Source organism: uncultured Draconibacterium sp. (genome assembly GCF_913060805.1).
GTDB lineage: Bacteria > Bacteroidota > Bacteroidia > Bacteroidales > Prolixibacteraceae > Draconibacterium.
Genome location: NZ_CAJXTC010000003.1, coordinates 1 through 25308, shown reverse-complemented (window position 1 = coordinate 25308; position 25308 = coordinate 1). Strand labels below are relative to the sequence as shown.

Annotated in this window: 23 protein-coding genes; 11 read left to right on the top strand and 12 right to left on the bottom strand. The window is 41.9% G+C overall.

All coding sequences use genetic code 11. The features are described 5' to 3' along the window. Positions 1-51: 51 nt before the first annotated feature. Together QZ576_RS02440 and QZ576_RS02435 are read left to right on the top strand one after the other, a co-directional pair. Positions 52-2082: a copper-translocating P-type ATPase gene (locus QZ576_RS02440; protein WP_297093805.1), complete on the top strand. Its 2031-nt coding sequence runs from the start codon at positions 52-54 to the stop codon at positions 2080-2082. Positions 2083-2099: 17 nt separating this feature from the next. Next, positions 2100-2456, top strand: a complete 357-nt coding sequence (locus tag QZ576_RS02435; protein WP_297093804.1) for an STAS/SEC14 domain-containing protein — start codon at positions 2100-2102, stop codon at positions 2454-2456. Positions 2457-2824: 368 nt separating this feature from the next. On the opposite strand, the gene QZ576_RS02430 is transcribed toward QZ576_RS02435, so the two are convergent. From QZ576_RS02430 to QZ576_RS02420, 3 genes are read right to left on the bottom strand one after another with little or no spacing between them, the layout of a single operon-like run. Beyond that, positions 2825-3490, bottom strand: a complete 666-nt coding sequence (locus tag QZ576_RS02430; RefSeq protein WP_297093803.1) for a flavodoxin reductase — start codon at positions 3488-3490, stop codon at positions 2825-2827. A 12-nt stretch (positions 3491-3502) separates the two neighbouring features. After that, on the bottom strand, positions 3503-4918 hold the full coding sequence (gene fumC / locus QZ576_RS02425) for a class II fumarate hydratase (RefSeq protein ID WP_297093802.1): 1416 nt from the start codon (positions 4916-4918) through the stop codon (positions 3503-3505). 57 nt (positions 4919-4975) lie between these two features. Next, entirely contained in the window at positions 4976-5302 is a 327-nt protein-coding gene (locus QZ576_RS02420; protein ID WP_297093801.1) for a 4a-hydroxytetrahydrobiopterin dehydratase, read from the bottom strand. A 277-nt stretch (positions 5303-5579) separates the two neighbouring features. On the opposite strand from QZ576_RS02420, the gene QZ576_RS02415 reads away from it, so the two are divergent. Continuing rightward, entirely contained in the window at positions 5580-6539 is a 960-nt protein-coding gene (locus QZ576_RS02415) for an aldo/keto reductase (RefSeq protein WP_297093800.1), read from the top strand. On the opposite strand, the gene QZ576_RS02410 is transcribed toward QZ576_RS02415, so the two are convergent. Further along, complete coding sequence (locus QZ576_RS02410) at positions 6540-8075, bottom strand: alpha-L-arabinofuranosidase C-terminal domain-containing protein (protein WP_297093799.1); 1536 nt, start codon at positions 8073-8075, stop codon at positions 6540-6542. A gap of 341 nt (positions 8076-8416) precedes the next feature. On the opposite strand from QZ576_RS02410, the gene QZ576_RS02405 reads away from it, so the two are divergent. The 6 genes from QZ576_RS02405 (at position 8417) to QZ576_RS02380 (ending at position 15661) form a co-directional block, all read left to right on the top strand. Further along, entirely contained in the window at positions 8417-9022 is a 606-nt protein-coding gene (locus QZ576_RS02405) for a hypothetical protein (protein ID WP_297093798.1), read from the top strand. A 235-nt stretch (positions 9023-9257) separates the two neighbouring features. Beyond that, positions 9258-10301, top strand: a complete 1044-nt coding sequence (locus tag QZ576_RS02400) for a response regulator (RefSeq protein WP_297093797.1) — start codon at positions 9258-9260, stop codon at positions 10299-10301. A 146-nt stretch (positions 10302-10447) separates the two neighbouring features. Continuing rightward, positions 10448-11095, top strand: a complete 648-nt coding sequence (locus QZ576_RS02395) for a response regulator transcription factor (RefSeq protein WP_297093796.1) — start codon at positions 10448-10450, stop codon at positions 11093-11095. Between the two features lie 46 nt (positions 11096-11141). Beyond that, positions 11142-12263 carry a saccharopine dehydrogenase C-terminal domain-containing protein gene (locus tag QZ576_RS02390; RefSeq protein WP_297093795.1) on the top strand — a complete coding sequence of 374 codons (1122 nt, stop codon included), beginning with the start codon at positions 11142-11144 and terminating at the stop codon, positions 12261-12263. 80 nt (positions 12264-12343) lie between these two features. Continuing rightward, positions 12344-12739, top strand: coding sequence for a hypothetical protein (locus QZ576_RS02385; RefSeq protein WP_297093794.1), 396 nt, complete (start codon positions 12344-12346; stop codon positions 12737-12739). 174 nt (positions 12740-12913) lie between these two features. Then, positions 12914-15661 (top strand): prolyl oligopeptidase family serine peptidase, encoded by a 2748-nt coding sequence (locus QZ576_RS02380; RefSeq protein ID WP_297093793.1) that lies wholly within the window; start codon positions 12914-12916, stop codon positions 15659-15661. Positions 15662-15709: 48 nt separating this feature from the next. Here the strand turns inward: QZ576_RS02380 and QZ576_RS02375 are convergent, their stop codons facing one another. The 7 genes from QZ576_RS02375 to QZ576_RS02345 all read right to left on the bottom strand — a co-directional run bounded on the left by QZ576_RS02375 (position 15710) and on the right by QZ576_RS02345 (position 21190). Continuing rightward, entirely contained in the window at positions 15710-15937 is a 228-nt protein-coding gene (locus QZ576_RS02375; protein ID WP_297093792.1) for a DUF2007 domain-containing protein, read from the bottom strand. Next, positions 15930-16382 (bottom strand): SRPBCC domain-containing protein, encoded by a 453-nt coding sequence (locus QZ576_RS02370; RefSeq protein ID WP_297093791.1) that lies wholly within the window; start codon positions 16380-16382, stop codon positions 15930-15932. Before QZ576_RS02370 ends, QZ576_RS02375 begins: the two co-directional genes overlap by 8 nt. Before the next feature lie 30 nt (positions 16383-16412). Next, the gene (locus QZ576_RS02365; protein WP_297093790.1) at positions 16413-17096 is read right to left on the bottom strand and encodes a TonB-dependent receptor plug domain-containing protein; all 684 of its coding nucleotides are present in this window, start codon (positions 17094-17096) and stop codon (positions 16413-16415) included. Positions 17097-17170: 74 nt separating this feature from the next. Continuing rightward, positions 17171-18118: a glycosyltransferase family 2 protein gene (locus QZ576_RS02360; protein WP_297093789.1), complete on the bottom strand. Its 948-nt coding sequence runs from the start codon at positions 18116-18118 to the stop codon at positions 17171-17173. An 83-nt stretch (positions 18119-18201) separates the two neighbouring features. Next, complete coding sequence (locus QZ576_RS02355; RefSeq protein ID WP_297093788.1) at positions 18202-19101, bottom strand: hypothetical protein; 900 nt, start codon at positions 19099-19101, stop codon at positions 18202-18204. Between the two features lie 168 nt (positions 19102-19269). Further along, positions 19270-20472, bottom strand: coding sequence for a C1 family peptidase (locus tag QZ576_RS02350; protein WP_297093787.1), 1203 nt, complete (start codon positions 20470-20472; stop codon positions 19270-19272). A gap of 154 nt (positions 20473-20626) precedes the next feature. Further along, entirely contained in the window at positions 20627-21190 is a 564-nt protein-coding gene (locus QZ576_RS02345; protein ID WP_297093786.1) for a DNA-3-methyladenine glycosylase I, read from the bottom strand. Between the two features lie 137 nt (positions 21191-21327). Between QZ576_RS02345 and QZ576_RS02340 the strand changes: the two genes are divergently transcribed. Both QZ576_RS02340 and QZ576_RS02335 read left to right on the top strand, forming a co-directional pair. Then, a complete protein-coding gene (locus tag QZ576_RS02340; RefSeq protein WP_297093785.1) occupies positions 21328-23304 on the top strand; it encodes a tetratricopeptide repeat protein in 1977 nt (658 codons plus the stop codon). Between the two features lie 138 nt (positions 23305-23442). Beyond that, a complete protein-coding gene (locus QZ576_RS02335; protein WP_297093784.1) occupies positions 23443-24711 on the top strand; it encodes a replication-associated recombination protein A in 1269 nt (422 codons plus the stop codon). A gap of 117 nt (positions 24712-24828) precedes the next feature. Here the strand turns inward: QZ576_RS02335 and rplQ are convergent. Continuing rightward, a partial coding sequence (gene rplQ / locus QZ576_RS02330) for a 50S ribosomal protein L17 (protein WP_297093783.1) occupies positions 24829-25308 on the bottom strand: 480 nt, incomplete at its 5' end.

Below are 25308 nucleotides of genomic sequence, written 5' to 3'. Positions count from 1 at the left end.
ATTCGACGAAAATAGTCCCCAAAATAACTGTTCATCAGAAAACAAATACCTATGAATTCGAACCACGAAAAACATAAGCACTCGCAACATGACCACTCACAACACAACCACCAAGAAAACGGACATCACGATCATACGGAACATCATAAACACATGATCGCCGATTTTCGGAAACGATTCTGGATTTCGCTGGTACTAACAGTTCCAATACTTGTTTTATCGCCACTTATTCAGCAAATAATTGGTTACGAAATTCAATTCAGTTTCGATAAATACATTCTGTTTGCCTTATCTGCAATCATTTTCTTTTATGGCGGATGGCCCTTTCTTACCGGCTTAGCCGACGAGTTGAAGAAAAAGCAACCGGGCATGATGACCTTAATTGCGGTAGCTATTACCGTAGCATTTGGTTACAGTACAGCTACAACTTTTGGATTAAAAGGCGACTCCTTTTTCTGGGAGCTGGCCACATTAATCGATATTACGCTGGTGGGCCACTGGATTGAAATGAAATCGGTGGTAAACGCGTCGGGAGCGCTGCAAAGTTTAATTGATTTAATGCCCAGTGAGGCGCACTTAATAGAAGGTGACGATACGCGCGATGTAAAAATCGATGAATTAAAATCGGGCGACACAGTTTTGGTTCGTCCCGGAGAGAAAATTCCGGTGGACGGAAAAATTATTGAGGGGAAAAGTAATATAAACGAATCGATGGTAACCGGAGAATCACAACCGGTAAGCAAATCGAAAGATGATGAAGTAATTGGCGGAACGGTGAACGGTACCAATTCGCTAAAAATTACCGTTGAACAGGTTGGTGAAGAAGCTTACCTGAATAAAGTAATTCAGATGGTTCGAGAGGCGCAAAATAAAAAATCGAAGACACAACATCTTGCCGATAAAATTGCGTTTTGGCTTACCATTATTGCCTTAACTGTTGGTTTTGGAACACTCACAACGTGGCTGGTGCTGGGTAAATCGTTTGTCTTTGCGCTCGAGCGCATGGCAAGTGTTATGGTAATTACCTGCCCACACGCGCTTGGTCTTGCCGTTCCTCTGGTGGTAGCAATTTCTACATCGGTATCGGCAAAACAGGGACTGCTTATTCGGAACCGGACGGCTTTCGAAAATGCACGAAAAGTTTCGGTTGTTGTGTTTGACAAAACCGGAACGCTAACCAAAGGAAACTTTGGAGTAACCCACGTTAAAAGCTTGTCCGACTCTTATTCCGACGAACAAATTCTGGCAATGTCGGGAGCTTTGGAATCCGAATCGGAGCATCCGTTGGCCGAAGGAATTCTGCGTAAGGTAAAAGATGAAGGTATCGAAATTCCGAAAGTTTCGGATGTTGAAACCATTACAGGAAAAGGAATTGAAGGAAATGTAGATGGCACAAAAGTTAAGGTTGTTAGTCCCGGTTACCTGGAAGAAAACAACATTGACATTCCGGAAGAAGTGGATACCGACAGCCAGGAAACCATTGTTTTTGTTTTGGCAAAAGATAAACTGGCCGGAGTTATCGCACTCGCCGATGAGATTCGGGAGGAATCGTTTGAAGCGGTAAAAATGTTAAAAAAGCAAGGAATTAAAATTTATATGATGACCGGCGACAACGAAAACGTTGCAAAAGCAGTTAGCAACAAGCTGCAACTCGACGGGTACTTTGCCGAATTGTTGCCCGACCAGAAACTGGATAAACTCAAGGTGATTCAGGATAAAGGCGAGTTTGTTGCCATGACCGGCGACGGAATAAACGACGCTCCGGCGCTGGCATCTGCCGATGTTGGAATTGCCATAGGTTCGGGGACTGATGTTGCCGCCGAAACAGCCGACATTGTTTTGGTGAACAGTAATCCTAAAGATATTTCGGCGCTGCTGCATTTCGGAGAGAAAACCCATCGGAAAATGATACAGAATTTTATTTGGGCTACCGCTTATAATGTGGCTGCAATTCCACTTGCTGCCGGAGTTCTGATCAGCTATGGAATAATGATCAGCCCGGCATTGGGAGCAGTATTAATGAGCCTAAGTACCGTTATTGTTGCCATAAATGCACAATTACTGAAAAAAGGAATCAAGTAACACTTAAAATTAAAGCTATGTTTAAAATAATTGATATTACAAAAGAAGAGTTGATTGCTCTTGAAGTTGAAGGAAAATTGACAGAGGAAGACTACAACAAAATTACGCCGTTGATTGAAAAGGCGGTTAAAGATTTTGGAAAGGTTAAATTGTATGTCCAGCTAAATTATGTGGATGGGATTTCGCCAAAAGCATTTTGGGAAGATGTAAAAACCTATCTGAAACATTTTAATCACATGAAGAAAATTGCGGTTGTTGGAAAATCGCGTTGGGAAAAATTGTGGTCAGAACTGGCCGCACCATTTATTTCAGGCGAGGTAAAATATTTTGAATTTACGGCCATTGACGAAGCCCGGGAGTGGGTTAAAGATTAATTATAACCTGAGTTCGAAGTTAAAATAGCTCACAGCTTTAGCTATTTTTAGACAGAAACTTTCAACGGTTTTCGAAGTACTATCGGGATAATACAAGAAAATTGTTGGAAGTTTATGGCAAAAAGAGCAAAGCCAAGAATGGAAAGTCCTTCTCACGCCATCTTTCCATTTAGAATTCTTTAAAATAACCCGTTATTCCTGCATAATTCTATATGGAAATCTGACGCAATTATGACTTTCTGTGATAATATTTAAAAATCGAATTCAGGTTTATACACCAATATCAATTGTTGTTTAACCGGTTGCGGCATTCAATTGCCCAACCGGTTTTTTATGCAAAAAAAAATGCCGAAACGGCATTTATATTCTTACAAACTGATATTCACCAAATCATCGCCGGCCCCCAATTCTTTTAAGTAGCCTTTTATATCGGCAGCAAAATTTTCAGGTCCACACAGGTAAAACGGTTGGTCGAATTCTCCAACTATATTTTTAAGAAAAGCTTTATCAATTCTTCCGTAGTAATGAGGCTTCTTATTTTGCTGCGTCAGCAGTTTTATAAAATTATTCCCCAATATTCTCTTAAACTCCTCATCCAGAAAAATATCGTCTTCTGTTTTGTTCGAAAATATCAGCCGGCTTCCATCTACCGTTCCATCAACTTCCATTTGCCTCAAAAGTGCGATAAAGGGAGTTACCCCGGTTCCGCCGGCAATAAATACTCCCGGCCCGTTATTTTTAAACGAGTCCCAGGCATCAGAAATCAATAAATGATCACCCTTTTCCAGTTTTGAAAGTGCCAATGTTATTCCCTCGTGTTTTGGATAACACTTTATCGTTAATTCCAAATCTTCATCCATATTTAAGCTGGTTAAGGTAAACGGTGCTGCTTTATCTTTAAATTCCGGATCATCGAGTGTTACTTCAACCGCCTGCCCGGCTGTGAACGAAAATCCCTCGGGTTTTTCAAGGGTAAATTGCATTACATTATGCGTTAACCAGTTTTTTTGTTTAATCTCTATCTTGTGTTCCATTATTCTGTTTAATTACTTGTTCTTATTTGGTGTTACATTCGGACGTGTCATTTCACCGGGTTTTACCCATTCATCAAACTGCTTTTCATCAACCAGTTTCAATTCTGCTGCAGCCTTTTTTAAACTACACTTTTGGGCATGGGCATATTTGGCAATTTTTGCGGCTTTGTCGTAGCCAATATGCGGCGTAAGCGAAGTCACCAACATCAACGAATTATTTACATGCGCATCAATTTTTTCGGTATCGGGAGTTATTCCAACCAAGCAGTTTTTATTGAATGATTTGCAAGCATCTGCAAGCAATGTTGCCGATTCAAGGAAATTAGCAATCAGCACAGGTTTAAAAACATTCAACTGAAAATGCCCGTAAGAATTGGCCACCGAAATGGTTGTATCGTTACCAATAACCTGGGTACAAACCATTGAAAGCGCTTCAATTTGTGTTGGATTCACTTTCCCCGGCATAATCGACGAACCGGCTTCGTTTGCGGGAATATTCAATTCTGATATTCCGGCTCGCGGCCCCGAAACCATTACACGCAGATCGTTTACAATTTTTAGTAAACTGACGGCCAACTGCTTTATTGCACCGTGCGATTGCACAAAAGCATCGTGCCCGGCTATCAATGCAAACTTATTTTTGGCCTTTGTAAATGGCAGTCCTGTTTCGTGGCTTATTTCATTTACAATTTCATCGTCGAAACCTTCCGGAGCATTCAATCCCGTTCCAACAGCAGTTCCACCTAATGGCAGCTCCTGCAATTCGGGCAAGGTATTTTTTAATGCATTTATTCCTTTTTCAATTTGGGTAGAATAGGCAGAAAATTCCTGGCCTAAAGTAATCGGAACGGCATCCATAAAATGGGTTCGGCCAATTTTTACGATCGCTTTAAACTCCTCCGATTTCTTTTGAAAAGTATCATGCAGCTCTTTAAGCGCCGGCAACAAATAAGCTGTTAGCTTTTTGTAAGCAGCAATGTGCATGGCAGCCGAAAAAGTATCGTTTGATGACTGTGATTTGTTCACGTCATCAATTGGGTGCAGCACGATGTTTTCCCACTGAAAATCGTTTTCCACAATTTGTTTTACCCGGTTGGCGATCACCTCGTTACAATTCATGTTGGTATGCGTTCCCGAGCCGGTTTGCCAAATTACCAACGGAAAATGGTCATCCAAATTTCCGGCTAAAATTTCGTCGCAAGCTGTTTCTATCAACTGCTTTTTGTTGGTAGAAAGTATTCCCAATTTGTGATTACTCCGGGCAGCTGCTTTTTTAATAATCGCAAAAGACTCGATAATCTCGGCAGGCATCGATGCCTCCCTCCCGATTCTGAAATTCTCTAACGACCGCTGTGTATGCGCTCCCCAAAGTTTTTTCTCCGGTACATTTATTTCTCCCAGTGTGTCTTTTTCAACGCGATAATTCATAACTCCTCCTTTAATTCTGTTTTCTTGTTTTCCCTTATATCCTGTTCTAAATCGTTGCTAAATTTCATCGATTTTGGCGGCCAGAATAAAGTCGTTGGGTGACAAGCCACCAATGTTGTGCGTACTGATTTCAACATCAACCGAACCATAGTGAACACCTAAATCGGGGTGGTGATCTTCCTCATCGGCCAACACAGCAATTTTTTGCGCAAACGCAATGGCTGCGTTAAAATCCTTTACAGAAAAACTCTTCCGAATTTTCTTGTTATCCACTACTTTCCAGTCGTCATTTATTTTCTCCTTAAAATGCTTGATTTCTTCAGCACTTAGCGGAGTTGTTTCTTCTTTGCACGGTGTACAGTGCTTTTCTTTTAATTCACTCATAATCTGAATATTTTATTTGCAGGAAAATGCCTGTGTAAGTCATTTATGAAAATAATGTGCCACAACGGAAATCGCTGATTTAAAGCAATTACGTTAAAGTTATGCGGGTACAATTTCCACAAGTTGTGAAATGAAACCACAACTTTATAATCCCGGCGAAGCCGCTTTTCCATTGAAACATATCCCCTCTATAAAAACGAACAATAGCGTTTTCGTTTTGTTTCTAATTCAGTAACTTAAACCCGAATTCTATTACCAATTAAACTGAACTTAGATCATGAAAGAAAAATCCGACGAAAAGAATCCTCAAAAAGAAATGAAGCGCCGCGAGTTTATCCGCGCAAGTGCTACTTTTGCTGCCGGAGCCGGAATTTTAGGGCTGAGCAGTTCTAAAGCTTTTGGTGCCGGCGACGACTCCGTAGCACAAACCACAATCGAAAGTGTAACTTTAAACAACGGAGTACAAATGCCAATTTTAGGTTTTGGGACCTTGTATTTGAATGGCGAAACGGGTGCGCAATGTGTTGCGGATGCCATTTCATTGGGTTATCGGCTAATTGACACCGCCACGGTTTACGGCAACGAAGAAGCGGTTGGCGCGGGCATCAAAAAAAGCGGTATCGACCGCAAAGAACTGTTTGTTACATCAAAGCTTTGGGTAGATGATTCAGGTTATGAAAAGGGCAAGGCTGCTTTCCAGACTTCGCTTGACAAACTGGGCCTCGATTATCTTGATCTGTACCTCATCCACCGTCCGAGGGGCGACGTAAAAGGCTCGTGGAAAATCATGGAAGAATTGCACAAAGAGGGCAAGATAAAAGCCATTGGCATTAGTAATTTCGAGGATCACCAGATTGATGAACTGCTGGAATATGCCACCATAAAACCGGCCGTTAACCAGATTGAAACACATGCTTTTTTCAATCAAAGCAAAGCACGAAAATCGTTACTGAATTACGGTGTTCAAATGGAAGCCTGGTCGCCGTTTGCTCAGGGCCGAAACGAATTATTTACCAACGAAACGCTCGCTGCCATTGGCAAAAAGTACAATAAAAACAATGCGCAGGTAAGTTTGAGGTGGCATTATCAGCGCGGTATTGTTGCCATTCCACGCTCATCGCAAAAGGCACACATGGCGGAAAACCTTAATATTTTTGATTTCGAACTCAGTGATTCGGATATGAAAACCATCGCCGCTCTGGACTTGAATAAAACCCAGTTTCCGGAGTGGGAATAGTTACCGAACAACCACAATATTTATCGAAAGCGGGGCCAGTTTAATGGCTCCGTTCTTTTTTAACGGTTTTTCATCGATCGACACCACACTCTCCTCACCGATTGCATTGCGCGAGTTTTCATTCGGGGCAGTCATTTCAACAAGTGATGCAGTTGACATTTTTATATCAGCAAAATCCAGTTTTACAGTTTGCTCCTCATCACTGCGGTTAACTACAAAAACACAAAGTTCATCATTGTCATTGTTATAGGTTGCTGAAATATCCATCGCTTCAATAGTTTGATCTTCGGCAAGAAGCGGCATATCTTCGACTTCAAATTTCATCAACTGGTCACCAACATACTTCCTGAAATACTGCAGCGGATAATACACTGTTTGCTCAACCGAACCCTCGTCGTTGGCCAAAATTGCCCCCAGAATATTTGCAGATTGCGCCCAATTGGCCATGGTTACATTTTCGGCCTGCCGGTGAAACACATTTAAAAATGAAGCTGTTGCCAACGCACTTTTCCAGGTATATTCGCAATCGAGGTTGTATTGTCCTCCACAGGTGTTGTCCCAAATTCCCCATTCGTCAACCGATATTTTTATGGCTCCCTTGCGTGGCGGAAAACGGTACCATTTCGAGAAATTCTCCACTTTGGCAGGAAACTGCTGAAGGTAATCTCCCAGCTCGGTCAAACTTGCATCGAAACGGGTAATATTTTTATAAATCGAATACGGATCATCGGGGCTGTTTCCCACGTACCAGTGCAGCGATATGTAATCCACAATCGGCGACAAAGACGCTAAAACCGGATCGTTCCAGTCGAACTTAAACGGATCGGCCACCACAAATAATTTGATGGTTGGATCAGTCAATTTCATCAATTTGGCGTAGTACCACGATTCTTCGGCATATTTCTCCGGATCTTGTAAACGCCCGGCATCTTCGCGTGCAGCCTCTTCATTTCCAAGGCTCCAGAACTTTACATTATAAGGTTCTTCCGTTCCGTATTTTCGGCGCAGATTGGCATAATACGTATTGCCGGTTCCGTTGCAGTATTCCACCCAGTTAGCGGCCTCCTCGGCAGTTCCCGTTCCCATGTTTACCACAATGTAGGGCTCGGCACCAATCTCGCGGCAATATTTTATGTATTCGTCGGTTCCAAAATGATTGTCTTCCACGCCTCCCCAAATCAGGTTGCGGCGCGCCGGACGCTCTTCGCGAGGCCCGATACCATCTTCCCAATGGTATATTTTCATCACCGTACCGCCCGGATAACGCAACACCGGAGTATTCAGCGCTTTCATTTTTTCCAATACATCGGTGCGAAATCCGTTTTCATCCGACAGCGGCGAATCTTCCTGAAATATTCCGCCGGTTATACTGTTTCGCAAATACTCGATAAACTGCCCGTAAATATTCGGCGACACTTCAACTGCTTGTTCAGGTTTCGAGATCGTTATTGTGGTTTCCTGCGCATAACTATTTTGAAAAGCAAACAATAGAACCAGCGTCAAGAACAGCGTTATCTTTTTAAGCGAAATATTCATAATTTGTGATTTTTTATCCGAAATAAATTTGCCCTCAAAAATAGAACAAGCACCCGGTTTTGTCCTGTTCCGGCAATGCATTTTAATAATTTATTTACCCTTCAATTTATTGATAAATGGCGTTTCCAGCGCCCAAAGTTTAGAATAATTTCCATTTTGCTGAATTCATTATGGTCAGTTCGCACCCCACAAATCAGCACAACTATTTAATAAAACGACCCCAGAGTCTTTAATTTTACATTGTGATTGGAAATCATTAAATCATTTCGGGCCTTTCACTTTTCGTAAACATTTCAAACCCAATGTTTACTGCAAGTTGAAGATCCCAAAAAAGTTCGCCTATGAAAGCACTTTTATTAATTACTGTTTTTAGTTTGGTTACTTTGGTAAGCCATGCCCAGTGGACCGATCAAACGACAGCAATGAAACCACACAATTTATATTCGTCGGGAGAATATGTTGTTGGTAACCAGCAAGCCGGGAATATCGGTTTGAGCTATACCTACAACAACAAGTATATAGTTAGCGTTGGCTACACCGCCACATTCAAATCAGCGGTTTCACCATCCGATAATTTTCTGAAATCAGGCTCGAACATAACATCTGCCACCTCGGCCGAACCGTTCGAAAACGCTGAGAACCTGCATATGATGGTAGGACGAATTCTGAGCCTGAATCATAAAAAGAGCATGCGTGTTGTTCTTCAGGCCGGACCGGGAATTGCCACATTTCGCGAACCTGAATTTGCATTGGTAAACTCAAACAGCCAGTATAATTTCGAGACCAAAACATCAAAAAAGTTAAGCCTGGTTTTAAATCCAAAGCTCGAAATGCCTTTGCACTCAACGGTTGGATGCTCGGTTGGGCCAATGGTTGTTGTAAACAGCAATCAAACTTATATTGGTGCCGGAATCGGAATTATGTACGGATTGATTAGAAACAATTAATAAAAAACAGCACCCGTTTTTCAACTACAATCCTCACTCAGCAAACGAATTAGTCTATCAACTTCCTTGACTCCTAAAAAACCCTCAGTAATTTACTGATATTTTGTTAAGTATTTATTACCTCCGCGCTTCATTGTTTCCGACAGTTTTGGTATCTTTAGACCAATTGACGCTTGAAGATTAAAACCCTAAGTGATTTTTTGCTATGTTGGTACCAAACAATGAGATAGAATTTATGAAAAAAATCCTGGCGATTGATGATAATAACATCAACCTGGAACTGATTTCGCAGATTGTGAAGGTATATTACCCCGATTTTAAATTTATTGGCGCATTAAGCGGCCAGGAGGGTATAACTATTGCACAAAATGAAAATCCCGATCTGATTTTGCTGGATATTATGATGCCGGATCTCGACGGGTACGAAACCTGTAAATTGTTAAAGCAGAATAACCGGACGAAACAAATACCAATTATAATGGTATCGGCTTTGGGTCGCGACAGTGTTGAACGTACCAAAGGATTGAATGCCGGAGCTGATTCTTTTATTTCAAAACCGTTCGATCAGGTTGAATTAAAAGCCCAGATAAATGTTGCGTTGCGTATAAAATCGTACCAGTTGCAACTTAAAAAGTTAAACTCGGAAGTTACGCTGGTTGAAGAGCGCGAAAGACGACGCATTGCCGAAAATCTGCACGACAGTTTGGGTCAAACACTGGGGCTGGCATTTATGAACTTGTCGTCGATTGACGCCGAGGATTGTTCGCCGGCCATAAAAAACACCATCAAGTTTACCTCAAAATTGCTCAATAAAGCCATTGAAGAATCGCGGCGATTAACTTACGATTTAAGTCCGCCAATACTTTATGAACTGGGTTTACTTCCCGCCATTCAGTGGAAACTGGAACAGTTTGAGAAAGACTTTAACATCAAAACAAATCTGATTGTAGAGAACAAACGTACGCAACTCAGCAAAGAGAATAACATCTTTCTGTATCGCACAGTTGGCGAGTTGCTTGCAAACACTTATAAACACGCCGAAGCCACAGAGGTTACCGTAAAACAGGAAACCAACAACGGGATGTACTGTATTTCGGTAGAAGATAATGGAATTGGGATTGACAAATCGCCGTCGAAAGAGGTATCAAACAAAGGTGGTTTTGGGCTGTTGAGTATTGAAGAGCGAATTGAAAGTTTAAACGGTACATTCAATATTGAATCGCTGGAAAAAGGCACAAAAGCCGAGATTGAAATACCGTATTCTCTCGAACAAAATTAGGCTGTTAATAATCGGTTATTCGGGCATTGAAACCAGAATTTCCACCGACCAAAAGAATAAAAAGATATGAAACGAGCAGGTAAAATATTATAGGCTAAAAAATACTGCTGGTTCCGCACTATACTAACAACAAACAATTTAATAGTATGAAAATAAAGGTTATAGTTGCTGACGATCACCAACTTTTCAGAGAAGGTTTAATCAACCTTTTACACTCGGCTGACAACATTGAAGTTATTGCCCAGGCTGAAAACGGACAGGATGCAATAGACAAAGTGGAAGCATTTAAACCCGATGTGCTTTTGGTTGATATTGCCATGGAAAAATTAAACGGCATTGAGGCGACCCGGATTTTGAAAGAAAAAATGCCGGAGGTAAAGATCATTGCAGTATCGATGCACTCCGACAAACAATATGTAAAAGGAATGCTGGAAGCCGGTGCCGACGGTTACCTTTTAAAAAATTGCACCTACCGCCAACTTACCGATGCCGTAAACTCGGTGCACGACGGTAAAAAATTCCTGAGCGAAGACATTACCGAAATTGTTATTAACGGCTACTTAAATTCGAGTGCCGACGATAACGATTCTTACTCGCAATTATCCGATCGCGAAAAAGAAATTTTCCTACTTTTTGCCGAAGGAAAATCGACACGCGAAATTGGCGACAAACTTTTTATCAGCGTAAAAACAGTTGGTACACACAAGCAAAATATTCTTGAAAAGCTGGATTTAAAAACCAACTCCGACCTTGTAAAATATGCATTGAAAAAAGGATTGATTCAGCTCGATTAAGCAGGATTACACATAACAAACCAAAACTTAATTAAACCGAATGAAGATGAATGTAATTGTTTTAGGTGCCGGACTTGTAGGAAGTTCAATTGCCAAAGATTTATCGAAAAACCACCAGGTTACCAGTGTCGACTTTGACAAAAAAGCATTAGACAAGTTTTCTGCGTTCCCCGAAATAAAATGCATTCAGGAAGATCTGAGCCAACCTGAAAATATAAAATCATTGGTTGCCGACTACGATTTGGTAATTGGCGCCGTTCCGGGTTTTATGGGCTACCAAACCATGAAAGCGGTAATTGAAGCCGGAAAGAATATGGTTGACATTTCGTTTATGCCCGAAGATTTTTTGTCGTTAAACGGATTAGCACAAAAACATAAGGTTTGTGTTGTGGCCGATTGTGGCGTTGCTCCCGGTATGGGAAATATCATTCTGGGGCATCATAATCAGCAAATTACAGTAAAATCATACGAATGTTTGGTTGGCGGTCTGCCTGTTATTCGCGAGTGGCCGTATGAATATAAAGCCGTGTTCTCGCCCATCGACGTTATTGAAGAATACACCCGTCCTGCACGTTATATCCAAAATTACGAGCTGGTAGAAAAAGAAGCACTCTCCGATCCTGAATTAATTCATTTTGATGGCATTGGCACACTTGAATCGTGGAATTCCGACGGGTTACGTTCGCTGATGCAAACCATGAAAAATGTGCCCGACATGATTGAAAAAACACTGCGTTACCCGGGATGCATCGAGTACCTTCGCGTTTTAAGAGAATCGGGATTTTTCTCGAACGATCCGGTTGAAGTGAACGGAGCAAAAGTTCGGCCAATCGATGTTACGGCGAAATTACTTTTTCCAAAGTGGCAACTGAAACCCGGCGAGGAAGATTTTACTATCATGCGCATCGTTATTAAAGGAGTGGAAAACGGAGCAGAAAAAACGTTTACCTATCATCTGCTCGACAAATTCGACCGCGAAACGCAAACCATTTCAATGGCACGAACAACCGGTTATGCCTGTACTTCGGTTGCCAACCTTGTGCTCGACGGTACCTTTAATTCGGTTGGCGTAAACGCGCCCGAAGCAGTTGGCGCACAGCCCGGAAACCTCAGTTACATCTTCCAATACCTGAAAGAACGTGGCGTCATTTACCTACTTTCAGAGTAGTTGTAAGGAACTCACTTAAAATTATTTTAACCTTTACCCAAAGCCAATTATCTTTTGTAGCAAATTGCTATTTTTGCACCATGGAAATGATTATTGGATTTGGCTTTTTATTACTCACCTTTATTGGTGTTTTTCTTTTAGTAAAAGCGAATAAAAAAGACGGGAAGACAGAGACAAAACAGGAAGAAGTGGTTGCTCCACCTTCCGACTGTTGTGGTGCTCACGAGATCTGTGAATTCGATCAGATGAAAATGAACGAATCGGTTATTGAATATTACGACGACGAGGAATTGGACGAGTATAAAAATGTGGACGAAAATTCATACACAAACAACCAGATAGAACAATTTCGCGAAGTTTTGTACACCCTAAAAACCGACGAAATAAAATTCTGGCTACTTAGCATTGAGCGCCGCCACATTCAACTTCCGGCCATTTTAAAAAGTGAAGCCAGAATGCTAATGGCCGAAGCATAAACATTTCACTCCCCTATTGAACCTCCCATTAATTTTCCCGTTGAGTTAAGAGCTTTGTGAAGTTACGTTCTTATTCAACAGGAAATATTTTTATCTTCATCAAATCTTTGTGTAAAACCGTTCATTTTTACACGCATTTTAATCCAATTAGGGAAAACCAACAATTGAAGTCCTATGAAAAACATTTTGTCACTACTTGTTCTTTTAATCATTTCAGCAAGTTTATCGGCCCAAACAGAAAAACGACCACTTACTTTCGATGATATTTTGAAGTGGAACAGAATTACCGAAACACATCTCTCGAACAACGGGAAATACGTTGCCTGGAAAGAAGAACCTTGGAAAGGTGATGCAACATTGAAAATCAGTACTCCCGATGCGAAAGAAATAGCGTCTTTCAACTACGGAACGAAAGCAAAGTTTACAGCTGATTCAAAATTCCTGATTTTTACGGAAGTTCCACCGGCTGATACAATTCGCGCCCTGAAACTGAAGAAGACGAAAAAGGAAGACCTGCCTCAGAATAAATTGGTTGTTTTCAATATCGATGAAAATGAATCGGAGAAAGTTGAAAACCTGAAATCGGTTAAAGTACCTGAAGAATGGTCGGGCTGGATCGCTTATCAGGCGGAAGATCCAAGTGATTCTACGAAAAACAAAAAGGACAAAAAGCATCCGTTGTTCATCAAAAATCTTGACGACGGATCAACAAAAACATATCCTGCAGTTAGCAGTTACGAACTGGCGAAAGACCAGCCATTCATCAGTTTTATTTCTGAAGGCGACAGTACTTTTTCAGCCGGAGTTTACCTGCTTGATCTAAAGAATGAAGAACTCTCTCCAATTTTGGAAGCAGAAGGAAAATTCGAACAACTTTGTATTGCCGACAATGGTGGACAACTTGCTTTTTTGGCCGATACAACCGATGCTGACAAGCCGTCGTTTGCACTTTATTACTGGGGCGGAGATAATGAAACCGTTGTCGCCGACAACTCCAACGATGCCATTCCTGAAAACTGGGCAATAAGTGAAAACGGCAATCTTTCATTCTCGGATAACGGCGAACGTTTGTTTTTTGGAACGGCTCCAATTTTACCGGAAAAAGATACTACAGTACTGGAGGAAGAAATCCCTGCACTTGATGTTTGGACCTGGAATGAAGAGCAACTTCAAACCGTTCAGCTCAACAATCAAAAACGAGATTTGAAAAAAACCTATTTGGCAGTTGTTCATCTCGACGCACAAAAAACAGTTCAGTTGGAAACAGAACAATTTTCGCGAATACGGGAAATACAAAATGGCGACGCCGATAAATTGCTGGCCTACAGCAACCGCCCCTACGCAGTGCAAACGATGTGGGAAGGCGGACCGTATCACAACGATTTTTATTTGGTTGACATCAACTCAGGTGAAGCTGAAAAGTTTAAAACCGACTGTCGTGCTAATCCATCAGTTTCTCCCGACGGGAAATTTGTGTATTGGTACAATGCCGTCGATACCACCTGGAATACCTACGAAATTGCAACCGGTAAAGAATATCAAATTACACAACCAGAAACGATTCAGGCAGCCGATGAGCTAAACGATCGACCAATGTTGGCAAGTTCGTACCGAGATGCAGGTTGGCTTAAAGACGATGAAGCAATTCTGATCTACGATCGTTACGACCTGTGGAAAGTGGATCCAACAAATTCTGCCGCTCCGGTAAATCTGACAAAAAATGGCAGAACTGAAAAGATCAGCTATCGACTGGTTCGTTTTAATCCGGAACCGAATACAGGAATCGATCCTGAAGAAACGGTACTACTAACAGGGAATAATGAAGTTTCGCGTGCCGATGCCTACTACGCTTTCGATCTGAGTAAAACCAAAGCTCCGGAAGCGATTTTCAGTCAGAATTACAAGTTAAGCAGACCCAAAAAAGCAAAGGATGATGATATGATCATTTTTACAAAAGAGGATTTTGAAACCTACCCGAACCTGATTGCAACCGATCTGCGTTTTAAAAAGGAAACACAAATTAGCGATGCTGCGCCTCAGCAAAACGAATTTAAGTGGGGAACTGCCGAATTGGTAACCTGGCGCTCGCTCGACGGTTTGGTTTTGGAAGGCACTTTGCACAAACCTGTAGATTTTGATCCCAACAAAAAATACCCGATGATCGTGAATTTTTACGAAAAAAGTTCGCAAAACCTGTTGAGCTATCGCATGCCGGAAAATCATCGTTCAACCATCGATTATCACTACTACACCAGTCATGGTTATATCATTTTCAATCCTGATGTTTATTACAAAGAAGGATACCCGGGCGAATCGGCTTTTAACTGTGTGATGCCGGGCATTACTTCGTTAATCGACAAAGGTTTTGTTGACGAAGCGCATATTGGCGCTCAGGGGCACAGTTGGGGCGGTTATCAGGTTGCCTACCTCGCAACACGAACCAATATGTTTGCAGCTATTGAATCGGGAGCTCCTGTTGTAAATATGTTCAGTGCTTATGGTGGAATTCGCTGGGGATCGGGATTAAACCGATCGTTCCAGTACGAGCACACACAAAGCCGGATCGGAAAATCGATTTGGGAATCTCCATTGCGTTATCTCGAGAATTCGCCGTTGTTTACTATCGACAAGATCAACACGCCGATTCTGATCATGCATAACGACGATGACGGTGCAGTGCCATGGTACCAGGGAATTGAGTTTTTTATTGGCTTGCGACGTTTGCAAAAACCAAGCTGGTTGCTTAATTACAACGAAGCCGACCACTGGCCAACAAAACTTCGCGATATGCACGATTTCCAGATTCGGATGGCGCAATTTTTCGACCACTACCTAAAAGGTGAGCCAATGCCAAAATGGATGGACGAGGGTATTCCTGCAATTAATAAAGGCGTTGAAATGGGGTATGAACTGGTAGATTAAAAAAAAAGCGATGTACTTTCTGTAAGGTACATCGCTTTTTCGTTTTCGCTATTTTATGGAGTTATAAATCTCCATAGCCTCCTCAAATTCTTCTTCCATCACACGGATTTCGATACCAATATTAGAAGGACTTCCGCTAAAAGTACCATCAACAGTACTTGTGATCTCGTTTACCAGCATAAATTTGATGCCGGCTTCGTCAAGCATTTCTTTGAACAACATGTATTTCATGTCGAAATTGCTCGTGAATGTTGCGACGGTTACAGCTTTACTCATTGTGTTTATTTTTATTCTCTTTTAGAAATTCAGGCAATCGGTCTCCCAGAAAATAATTCCAACCTGCCCTACAGCTTTCGTTTTTAAATTCTTGTATATCATCCGGAAAATCTTCCAGAACAGTTTGCGATAACGTTAGTTTTGCCTGCCCCTTCTCGTCAATCAAATCAAAACAAACTACAGAATCTCCCGGGTATTCAAGGTATTTCCACGAATAACAGATCTTTGTTGGTGGATTCACATCAATCACTTTCCAAAGGTGTGTAAACGTTCTCTTCCCTGACTTTACTATGAATTGGGAAACGGAGCCAATTTCGGGTTGAAAATGGTTGATATTATCGAAATACCATTGCTTCATTTTGGCTAAGTCAGTTATGGCTTGCCACACGTTTACAACCTTGGCATCGAGCAGCTGCTCAACAATTATCCTGTCTCCCTTTTTCATTCTACGGAGTCCGGTTAACACGAAGGTGCGTTAATCTTCATTACCTTTTTTGGTTTCGATAATCACCACTCCGTTTGCACCGCGTGCACCATAAATTGCCGCGCTACCATCTTTAATTACGTTAACGCTTTTCACCTGCGAAGGCACCAGCGTATTCATAATGGTATTATCCACCTGCATGCCATCAACAATAATTAATGCAGCGCTGCTGAGGTTTATCGAATTTTGTCCGCGGATAATTATATCGCCGTTGCTTTGTACCTGCACACCGGCGAAACGACCACGCATCAGATCGTACATATTGGTGTATTGTGAAAAATCGACATCGTCGTTTGTCATTTGGGCCAGTGCATTCAGGCGCTCACCATCTTTTACGTAGCCGTAACCAATGGCATATTCCCGGGCTTTGTCGCCGGGTTTAAGCTTCAAATTAACGGCAACTATTTTCGTCTTTTCCTCCAGTTTAACATTCTGGTTAACGAATCCTTTCGCAGATATTTTCAGTTTATCCTTACCGTCAACTTTAACTTCAAACTGTCCAAGTGTATCTGTTTGTACAACTTCTTTTGAGCTTTTCACCATCACTTCGGCACCAACAATAGTTATACTGTCGAAAGTGGTTACAATTCCTTTTACATAACGTTCCTGGGCAATACTATTGACTGTGACTAAGCAGAATAGCGCAAGAAATACTAGAGAAATTCGGGTTTTCATTGTATTGGCTTTATTGTTTTATTGTTTGTTAAAGGTATAATAATTTAACAAAAAGCCAAGGTACCGAAATTACATTAAATGTTTTCTTTAGCAGGTGCTACACGTTTCACACGGTAAGGTTTTTTCTGTTGCGATTCGAAATAAGTACGCATCTGCAACTCGGCAATAATACCAGTTGTAATAAACTGAATACCACCCAATACCAACAAAATACCAAGTAACAACAGTGGTTTTCCCCAAATATCGTTACCCATAACTTTGAGCACGAGCAGATAGAAATTTATAAGCACTCCGATGGCAAGGGTGAAAATACCGATTTGCCCGAAAAAGTGCATCGGGCGTTGCAGGTACTTTTTAAAGAAAAGCATCAATACAAGGTCGCTCATTACACGCGTGGTACGGCTAAGGTTGTATTTTGATGTACCAAAAGTACGCGGACGGTGATTCACATCAACCTGCGTAATTTTTGTGGCACCTTCAAGCGTTACCAGTGCAGGAATATAGCGGTGAAGCTCGCCATAAATATGGATACTTTTAATGATATCGTTGGTGAAGATTTTTAGCGTACATCCCAGGTCTTTCATATAAATACCGGTAGCACGACGAATCAGATAATTGGCAATTTTTGATGGCACTTTACGCAGGAACATTCCATCTTTTCGGTTGGCACGTACACCCGCAACCATGTCCCATTCTTCTTCCTCGATCATTTTCAGCATCATCGGAATATCTGCCGGATCGTTTTGCAAATCGCCGTCAATCAAGGCTACAAAATCGCCTTCGGCCTGATCGATACCTGCCTGCAGTGCCGAACTTTGCCCGTAATTTCGTTTTAACTCTACCAATAAAAATCGGTCGTCGTTAATTTTCCGAATCTCTTCACGTGTTTTATCGGTCGATCCATCATCCACAAATATGGCCTCGTAGTCAATTCCTTCGAGCGCTGCTTTTATTTCTACTGAAAGTGGTTTAATGTTTTCTTCTTCATTCCAAACACATATTACGAGTGAAAGCTTTTTCATGATCTGTTCTTATCTGTTTTAAGCTGCATCAACACAAGCTTGATTTTGCGATTGCAAAGTTATAAATTCTGATTTACGATAACTTACTCAATTCCATTAAGTTTCCAAATGAACGAAAAACGTACGGTTTTATACAACCAATCGTGTAATCCGTGCTGGTATTCTATTGAAATTGCCTTTTTATTGTATTCTTTCCGAAGTTCAAAGTTCAGTTGCATAGGCCGGTCGCCATTATTTTTATAACCGAAATAACCCGACCACGATGGCGTAAAACGCCAGTTGTTTTTCTGAAAATCGGCACCTGCACCATAAAGTAAAGCATCGTTTTGCAGGTTCAGCTCATCGTTGGTTTGCCAACTGTAAAATCCCAACATGGCATGTGGGCGAAATAAAAATGTTTCCTGCTGGCCGTAATCTTTCGAGAAACTAAAATCAAACGAATAAGCCGGTGTGTCGGCAAAACGTGCACCTTCAAAATTGGTTCCCGATGCAGTTTTTAATATCGCCCGAAACATAGTATTTGGGAAAGCACGGTCTTTAAAAAGCTGAATAAGCGTAGAGAAATAGAAATCGCCGATGGCATAACCTTTTCCGTCTTTATCGCGCGAAAAACGTTCGTCCCGTATCTCTTCGGTGTAGGAATAGTGTTCGAGCAACACACCATACATTTCGATTGCAATTTTGTTTTGTGCAAAAGGGATGAAAGCCCGCCCCGAAATATCCTGTGTTGGATCGCCCGAAAAAAAGTGGCTTGATACGGTAAGCTCAAACTCCGTATGTCCTTCGATAAAACCTTTTTTTACCTCGGGAACCGACAAAGCGTTAGGACCGAAATAGGCAGGCGAAATGATCATCCAGTTTCGCCACCCCGGATCACCGCTTTCCCAGCCGTGTGCGTTGTTCCACCACGACCAGTCTTCCTGCGCCGAAACCAATTGCAGTGTACTTGTTAGTACAAGAAATATGATAAGTAATCGCTTCATTGCTAATTTACACCTGTTCATGCTTTTCGTGAAAAGATGACCTTTTCTGCCGGTTTTGTTTAGAGACATCAAATGTAAACGATTTTTTTATGCAGCCAATGCGCAGCTAGGGAAAACATGAAGTTGTGAAAAAAATAAGCCCCTCAGGATTACTGAAGGGCTTAAAAATTAAAGTTTAAGTTTCTCTCTTATACTTTGGGGTATGCCGTCTTTGTGCACCATAATGCACATCGTCTTGTAATTCACATACGGTTTAGAGGCGTAAAAATAACCATCGTATTTATTGTAATCGCCCCACGAGTTTTTCACTTTGTAGAAAGTATGTCCATCCTGATCTTTTGCAGTACCGATAATATGCATTCCGTGGTCGTCGGTAGTTTCATAATCGTCAAATGCTCTCTGACGCATTTCCTGGCTAACTACCAACTCCGGTACCGGATTATCCAGCTTATACAGTTCCTTTTCTTTGTCTTTTTGTGGCAGCGCCTCCCATTTTGCAATTTCAGCGTCGTCCATATTTTCTTCCGGAGCGGCCGGCAAAACAGCCACACCTTTGTTGCTTGTAGCAAATCCTTTTTCGCTAACATCGGCTGCCCACGCAATGGTAAAACCATTATTCAGCGAATAATCTATAATCGATTCCAATTCTTCAAGTGGCACATTGTACACTTCATCCCACGACCAGTTATCAGGAACTTCCAAAATAAATTTATCGTAGAACGGGTGGTGTGTATACGAAGTGATCTCCACATAATCGTCCATGTTCAATCCAACATAATCGCTGGCAAAACTTTGTGGTGTATATTGTTTTCCTTCGTATTCAAATTTTTGTGGCAATTCGCCTAAGTACGAATCCAAAGTACCGTCAATGGCTTCGTGCCAAACAGTACTCAGTTTACGGTTTCCGTTTTTCACAACAGCGTCAACATGCTCTTTCAGCACATTATCCATTTCGCCATGCACGTGTTTTTCTTCGCCGTAGTTCAAACCATCGTAAATCGATTCAGGAACAATACCATACGCACGAATCATATTGGTAACATCGTGAAAAGCTCCACCTGCCGAGAAATTCAGATTACCGTGCACACGTACGTGCTTTTTGGCTTTATCGGAATAGGTGTGCCATACAACAAACATTTCTGAAAGATCGACCTCCGGTTTTCCCAAACGCATCATTTCCGACTCCAGAAATGAAAGCCCCGAAAACGACCAGCATGTACCCGAACGGTATTGGTCTTTTACAGGCGTGGCCGCTAATGAAATCTCGTCTTCAAAAACATAACCTTTTTCCTCCTCCTTCTTATCATTCTCCGCAAATACACTCAGTGTGAATACCGCAATCAATACGGTAAAAATAAAACGCAACTTCATCAAATTAATAATTAAATTATTACCCCTCTTCTTTTGAATTAGCGTCAAAATTAACAATTTATTCTTTTTTGAAAAGAGAATTTAAGATAGACTTAATAAAAATTAGAGGTCGTTTTTCAGATTAAAAGTTATGTAACGATTTATGTGACTAAGGTCACTGAATTTCGAGGTAACGGAAGCAGTCAACCAGGTGATCATTTACCATTCCAGTGGCCTGCATGTGCGCGTAAATTACGGTCGATCCGACGAATTTGAAACCGCGCGCTTTCAGGTCTTTCGAAATCGCATCCGACAAATCGGTTTTGGCCGGCAATTCACCAATCGTTTTAAAGCTATTTAGAATCGGCTTGTAATCCACAAACTTCCAAATGTAGCGATCGAAGGTGCCAAACTCCTTTTGCACCTCGAGAAAACGTTGCGCATTATTTACACAAGCCCTAATTTTTTGCTGGTTGCGAATGATTGATTTATCCTGAATAAGTTCTTGAATTTTATCTTCTGAATACGTTGCAACTTTTTGCGGGTTGAAATGATCAAAAGCTTTACGAAAATTCTCGCGTTTGTTCAGAACGATCTGCCAGCTTAACCCGGCCTGAAATCCTTCCAGTACAAAGAATTCAAACAACTTATCGTCGTCGTGAATCGGCACACCCCACTCTTCATCGTGATATTTTATCATCAACTCGTTTTTTGTTCCCCAGGCACAGCGTTTACACATAATTTTAGATTTAAGTGGCTATTCGTTAAAAAACCTAACTGTTTATTACTTCCAACTATGAAAATACTATTTTTGTTTGTTTAGTAAAACAGGACGAAGTAACCCTGCAGAGAAAAGGTTACGAAAGAAATAAATAGATGAAGAAACTTACCATACTTTTTGCACTCTTGTTGTCGATGAGTTTCCTGGCCGAGGCGCAATTGAACATCAACCATTTTATCAGGGTTGGACGTACGCGCATATCAATTGGCAACTACACGGGGGCAATCGAATACTTTAATATTGTTATTGAATTTAAACCTTATCTGGCTGAGGCCTATTTGTACCGCGGAACGGCCAAACATTCGTTGGAGGATTACCGTGGCGCCATTGCCGACTACGATAAAGCGATTGAAATAAAACCGTACTACCCGCGTGCTTACAACAACCGCGGAATGGCTTACCACAACCTCCGACTGTATAAACGTGCCATTGAAGATTACGACCGGGCACTGGAATTTGATCCTACTGACGAATCGATATACAACAACCGCGGGATTGCCAAACTGGCGCTAAAAGACCTGGAAGGTGCCATTGAAGATTATGACAAAGCGCTGGAAGTAAATCCAAAATCGACACATGCGTTGATGAACCGAAGCAACGCAAAAATTGTAAGCGGCGATATTCAAGGGGCTATTGCAGATTTGAACCAGGTAATTATCATCAGGCCGCATTATGCTGCTGCGTACTTAAACCGTGGATTGGCCCGCTTTGAGCTGGAAGATTATGCATCGGCACTGCGCGATTACGACCAAAGTATTCGTTTTGATGCCACAAACGCCCTGGCTTTTAACAACCGCGGTATTGTGAAACACAAACTGGAGGACTACGAAAGTGCCATTATGGATTACGACATGGCCATACAATTGAATCCGGAAATGGCCAGTGCCTACTTCAACCGCGCTATGGCCCGCGAAATTTTGGACCGCCCCGGTTATGAGCAGGACTACCAAATTGCAGCCCGTCTTAATCCGCAGTTCGATTTAAGCCAGCGACGTATAAATGCCGAGCAGTTGGCTCAACAGCAACAGCAACAAAACAAACAACAGCAGAATTCATCTTCGACGCAAAATAATAATCAGCAAAATTCGCAGGCGAACCAGCAGGCGCTGGCACAACACAATCAGCAGCAATCGTCGCAGCAAAACAATGCCTCGGTTGACGATGAAAAAGCAGCTGAACAAAAACGCAAAGAAGAATTGGAAGCTGAAAAACGCCGGCGCCGGATGCGTATGGATCTGGTGGTTGAAAATACCCGCGATATTCCGGAGGAAGCCGAGGAAGTTGACGATGGCCGCATTCAGAATAAAAACATTGTAATCGATCTGCAGCCGATGTTCCTGATTACAGCCTTCGAAAAAAATGCAGTCGATTACGAACGTTTCCAATATTACAATATAGTAGTCGATGATTTAAATGCCGAGAACAACTACAATCCATTGCTCTCTATTTCGAACAAGCCGGTGACTACGTACCAGTCGGTTTTCGAGAACTTTATTTTGTTCTTTAACGAAAAGATCGAGGTGCAGGAAAATGCGCACAATTATTTAAACCGCGGTATTTTTTACAGTCTTACGGGCGATTACAACAGTGCGTTTGCCGACCTGGATAAAGCGATTGAGTTGGATGAAAAAACTTCGCTGGCCTATTTCACGCGTGCCAACACACGATATAAATTAAAAGAACAGGTGGAACTTTTGGCAGGAGTTGGGTCAACCAATTCGCTGACATTAAACGAAGGAAAGATTAACGACAACAACAACGAAAAACCATCGACTGTTGAATACCAGGAGATTCTCGACGATTATGCAGTGACGCTGTTCCTCGATCCCGATTTCTTTTTTGGCTATTACAACCGTGCGTTTATTAAACTGCGCCTTGGCGAATACCGGAGTGCTGTTGAAGATTTAAATCACGCCATCGACCTGGAGCCTGAGTTTGCCGAAGCTTATTTTAACCGCGGATTGACAAAAATCTACCTCGACGATATAGAAGGTGGAGCACTGGATTTAAGCCGCGCCGGAGAGCTGGGAATCGACGGAGCTTACAACATTATTAAACGCTACTGTAACTAAAAGCACGAAGATCGGAGCTTGAAGACCGAAGAAAGAAAAATGTCATCCTGAGCGAAGTCGAAGGGTGAACTTTATACCCAATACTTTTCAATTTGATTTTTTACTTTTGCCTTGTCACATTTACTTTTTACTTGAATTATGAATCAGCCACTCGCAGAACGCTTACGACCAAAAACTTTAGACGATTACATCGGCCAAGAACATCTTGTTGGGAAGGGTGCCGTTTTGCGCAAATTGATCGATTCGGGAAAAATAACTTCGCTCATTTTATGGGGACCTCCGGGAGTAGGAAAAACCACGCTGGCCCGTATTATTGCCAACACACTTGACCGACCGTTTTACACGCTCAGTGCCATTAACTCGGGGGTAAAAGATATACGCGATGTGATTGACAGAGCCAAAAAGCAACAGTTTTTCAGTCGCCCAAACCCGATACTGTTTATCGACGAGATACACCGTTTTAGCAAATCGCAACAAGATTCGTTGCTGGGAGCTGTTGAAGATGGTACCATAACGCTGATTGGTGCAACAACCGAAAATCCATCGTTCGAGGTGATCTCTCCCCTGCTCTCGCGCTGCCAGGTGTATATTCTGGAGCATTTGGATAAGGCTGCTTTGCTAAAGATTATTAAACAAGCCACAAAAAAAGATACCGTACTTAAGGAGAAAAAGATAACACTACGCGAAGATTCGGCCATACTGCGTTACTCGGGTGGCGATGCCCGGAAACTGTTAAATGTGCTGGAACTGGTTACCCTTGGCGAAGACGGCGATAACATTGTTATTACCGATAAAAAGGTAACCGACAAGCTGCAGAAAAACCTTTCGATATACGATAAGAAAGGCGAAATGCACTACGATATTATTTCGGCATTTATAAAAAGTATCCGTGGTGGCGATCCAGATGCAGCAGTGTACTGGCTGGCGCGCATGTTGGAAGGTGGAGAAGACATTAAGTTTATCGCCCGCCGTTTGTTGATACTGGCTGCAGAAGATGTTGGCCTGGCCAATCCAAATGCCTTACTGATGGCACAAAACACTTTTGATGCCGTGCATAAAATTGGCCCTCCCGAATCGCGCATTATTTTATCGGAATGTACGATTTACCTGGCTACCTCGCCAAAAAGTAATTCGGCCTACGAAGCCATCGACAATGCCATTGCACTGGTAAAACAAACCGGCGACCTGCCTGTGCCGCTACACATACGAAATGCACCAACCAAGCTGATGAAAGAAATTGGTTACGGCAAAGACTATAAATACGCCCATGCATACGAGGGTAATTTTGTGGAGCAGGATTTCCTACCCAAAGAGATTAAAAACAACCGCATTTACCAGCCGCAAAATAACGCTGCTGAGGTGAAGATTCTGGAGCGTTTGAAGAAGTGGTGGGGAAATAGGTTTTAATGGCGTAAAACCTCACAAAATGCCCCTCATGGATCCAAACGATAGATCTAAGCGATTATAAATGAAAAAGCCGAACTGCAAATGCAATTCGGCTTTTCAATATGGTAAAGAAAATTATTAGTCTTCTTTTTTAGCTTCGTCAGCTGACTCGTCAGCTTTAGGCTCTTCGGTTGTTTCTTCAGCTTTTGCTTCAGGAGCCGGAGCTTCTTCAGTTTTAACTTCTTCAACAACTTCAGCCTCTGCAACTGGTGCAGTAGCGTCAGCTTTTTTAGCACCACCACGACGTGAACGACGTTTTTTTGGTGCAGCAGCTTCTTCTTTTGCAGCCAACATAGCTTCGTTAAAGTCAACCAACTCGATAATACACATATCGGCGTTGTCGCCTAAACGGCTACCGGTTTTAAGAATACGAGTGTATCCTCCCGGACGGTCAGCAACTTTTACAGCTACTTCGCGGAACAATTCCGATACAGCATCTTTGTCTTGCAGGTAGCTAAAAACTACCCTGCGCGAGTGTGTTGTATCTTCTTTTGCCTTAGTAATCAGTGGCTCAACGTACATACGCAATGCTTTCGCTTTTGCAACAGTAGTTGAAAT

Bases quoted from the DNA above. Each gene is read 5' to 3' on its own strand.
- QZ576_RS02440 (WP_297093805.1), top strand. From the start codon at position 52: ATGAATTCGAACCACGAAAAACATAAGCACTCGCAACATGACCACTCA.
- QZ576_RS02435 (WP_297093804.1), top strand. From the start codon at position 2,100: ATGTTTAAAATAATTGATATTACAAAAGAAGAGTTGATTGCTCTTGAA.
- QZ576_RS02430 (WP_297093803.1), bottom strand. From the start codon at position 3,490: ATGGAACACAAGATAGAGATTAAACAAAAAAACTGGTTAACGCATAAT.
- fumC (WP_297093802.1), bottom strand. From the start codon at position 4,918: ATGAATTATCGCGTTGAAAAAGACACACTGGGAGAAATAAATGTACCG.
- QZ576_RS02420 (WP_297093801.1), bottom strand. From the start codon at position 5,302: ATGAGTGAATTAAAAGAAAAGCACTGTACACCGTGCAAAGAAGAAACA.
- QZ576_RS02415 (WP_297093800.1), top strand. From the start codon at position 5,580: ATGAAAGAAAAATCCGACGAAAAGAATCCTCAAAAAGAAATGAAGCGC.
- QZ576_RS02410 (WP_297093799.1), bottom strand. From the start codon at position 8,075: ATGAATATTTCGCTTAAAAAGATAACGCTGTTCTTGACGCTGGTTCTA.
- QZ576_RS02405 (WP_297093798.1), top strand. From the start codon at position 8,417: ATGAAAGCACTTTTATTAATTACTGTTTTTAGTTTGGTTACTTTGGTA.
- QZ576_RS02400 (WP_297093797.1), top strand. From the start codon at position 9,258: ATGAAAAAAATCCTGGCGATTGATGATAATAACATCAACCTGGAACTG.
- QZ576_RS02395 (WP_297093796.1), top strand. From the start codon at position 10,448: ATGAAAATAAAGGTTATAGTTGCTGACGATCACCAACTTTTCAGAGAA.
- QZ576_RS02390 (WP_297093795.1), top strand. From the start codon at position 11,142: ATGAATGTAATTGTTTTAGGTGCCGGACTTGTAGGAAGTTCAATTGCC.
- QZ576_RS02385 (WP_297093794.1), top strand. From the start codon at position 12,344: ATGGAAATGATTATTGGATTTGGCTTTTTATTACTCACCTTTATTGGT.
- QZ576_RS02380 (WP_297093793.1), top strand. From the start codon at position 12,914: ATGAAAAACATTTTGTCACTACTTGTTCTTTTAATCATTTCAGCAAGT.
- QZ576_RS02375 (WP_297093792.1), bottom strand. From the start codon at position 15,937: ATGAGTAAAGCTGTAACCGTCGCAACATTCACGAGCAATTTCGACATG.
- QZ576_RS02370 (WP_297093791.1), bottom strand. From the start codon at position 16,382: ATGAAAAAGGGAGACAGGATAATTGTTGAGCAGCTGCTCGATGCCAAG.
- QZ576_RS02365 (WP_297093790.1), bottom strand. From the start codon at position 17,096: ATGAAAACCCGAATTTCTCTAGTATTTCTTGCGCTATTCTGCTTAGTC.
- QZ576_RS02360 (WP_297093789.1), bottom strand. From the start codon at position 18,118: ATGAAAAAGCTTTCACTCGTAATATGTGTTTGGAATGAAGAAGAAAAC.
- QZ576_RS02355 (WP_297093788.1), bottom strand. From the start codon at position 19,101: ATGAAGCGATTACTTATCATATTTCTTGTACTAACAAGTACACTGCAA.
- QZ576_RS02350 (WP_297093787.1), bottom strand. From the start codon at position 20,472: ATGAAGTTGCGTTTTATTTTTACCGTATTGATTGCGGTATTCACACTG.
- QZ576_RS02345 (WP_297093786.1), bottom strand. From the start codon at position 21,190: ATGTGTAAACGCTGTGCCTGGGGAACAAAAAACGAGTTGATGATAAAA.
- QZ576_RS02340 (WP_297093785.1), top strand. From the start codon at position 21,328: ATGAAGAAACTTACCATACTTTTTGCACTCTTGTTGTCGATGAGTTTC.
- QZ576_RS02335 (WP_297093784.1), top strand. From the start codon at position 23,443: ATGAATCAGCCACTCGCAGAACGCTTACGACCAAAAACTTTAGACGAT.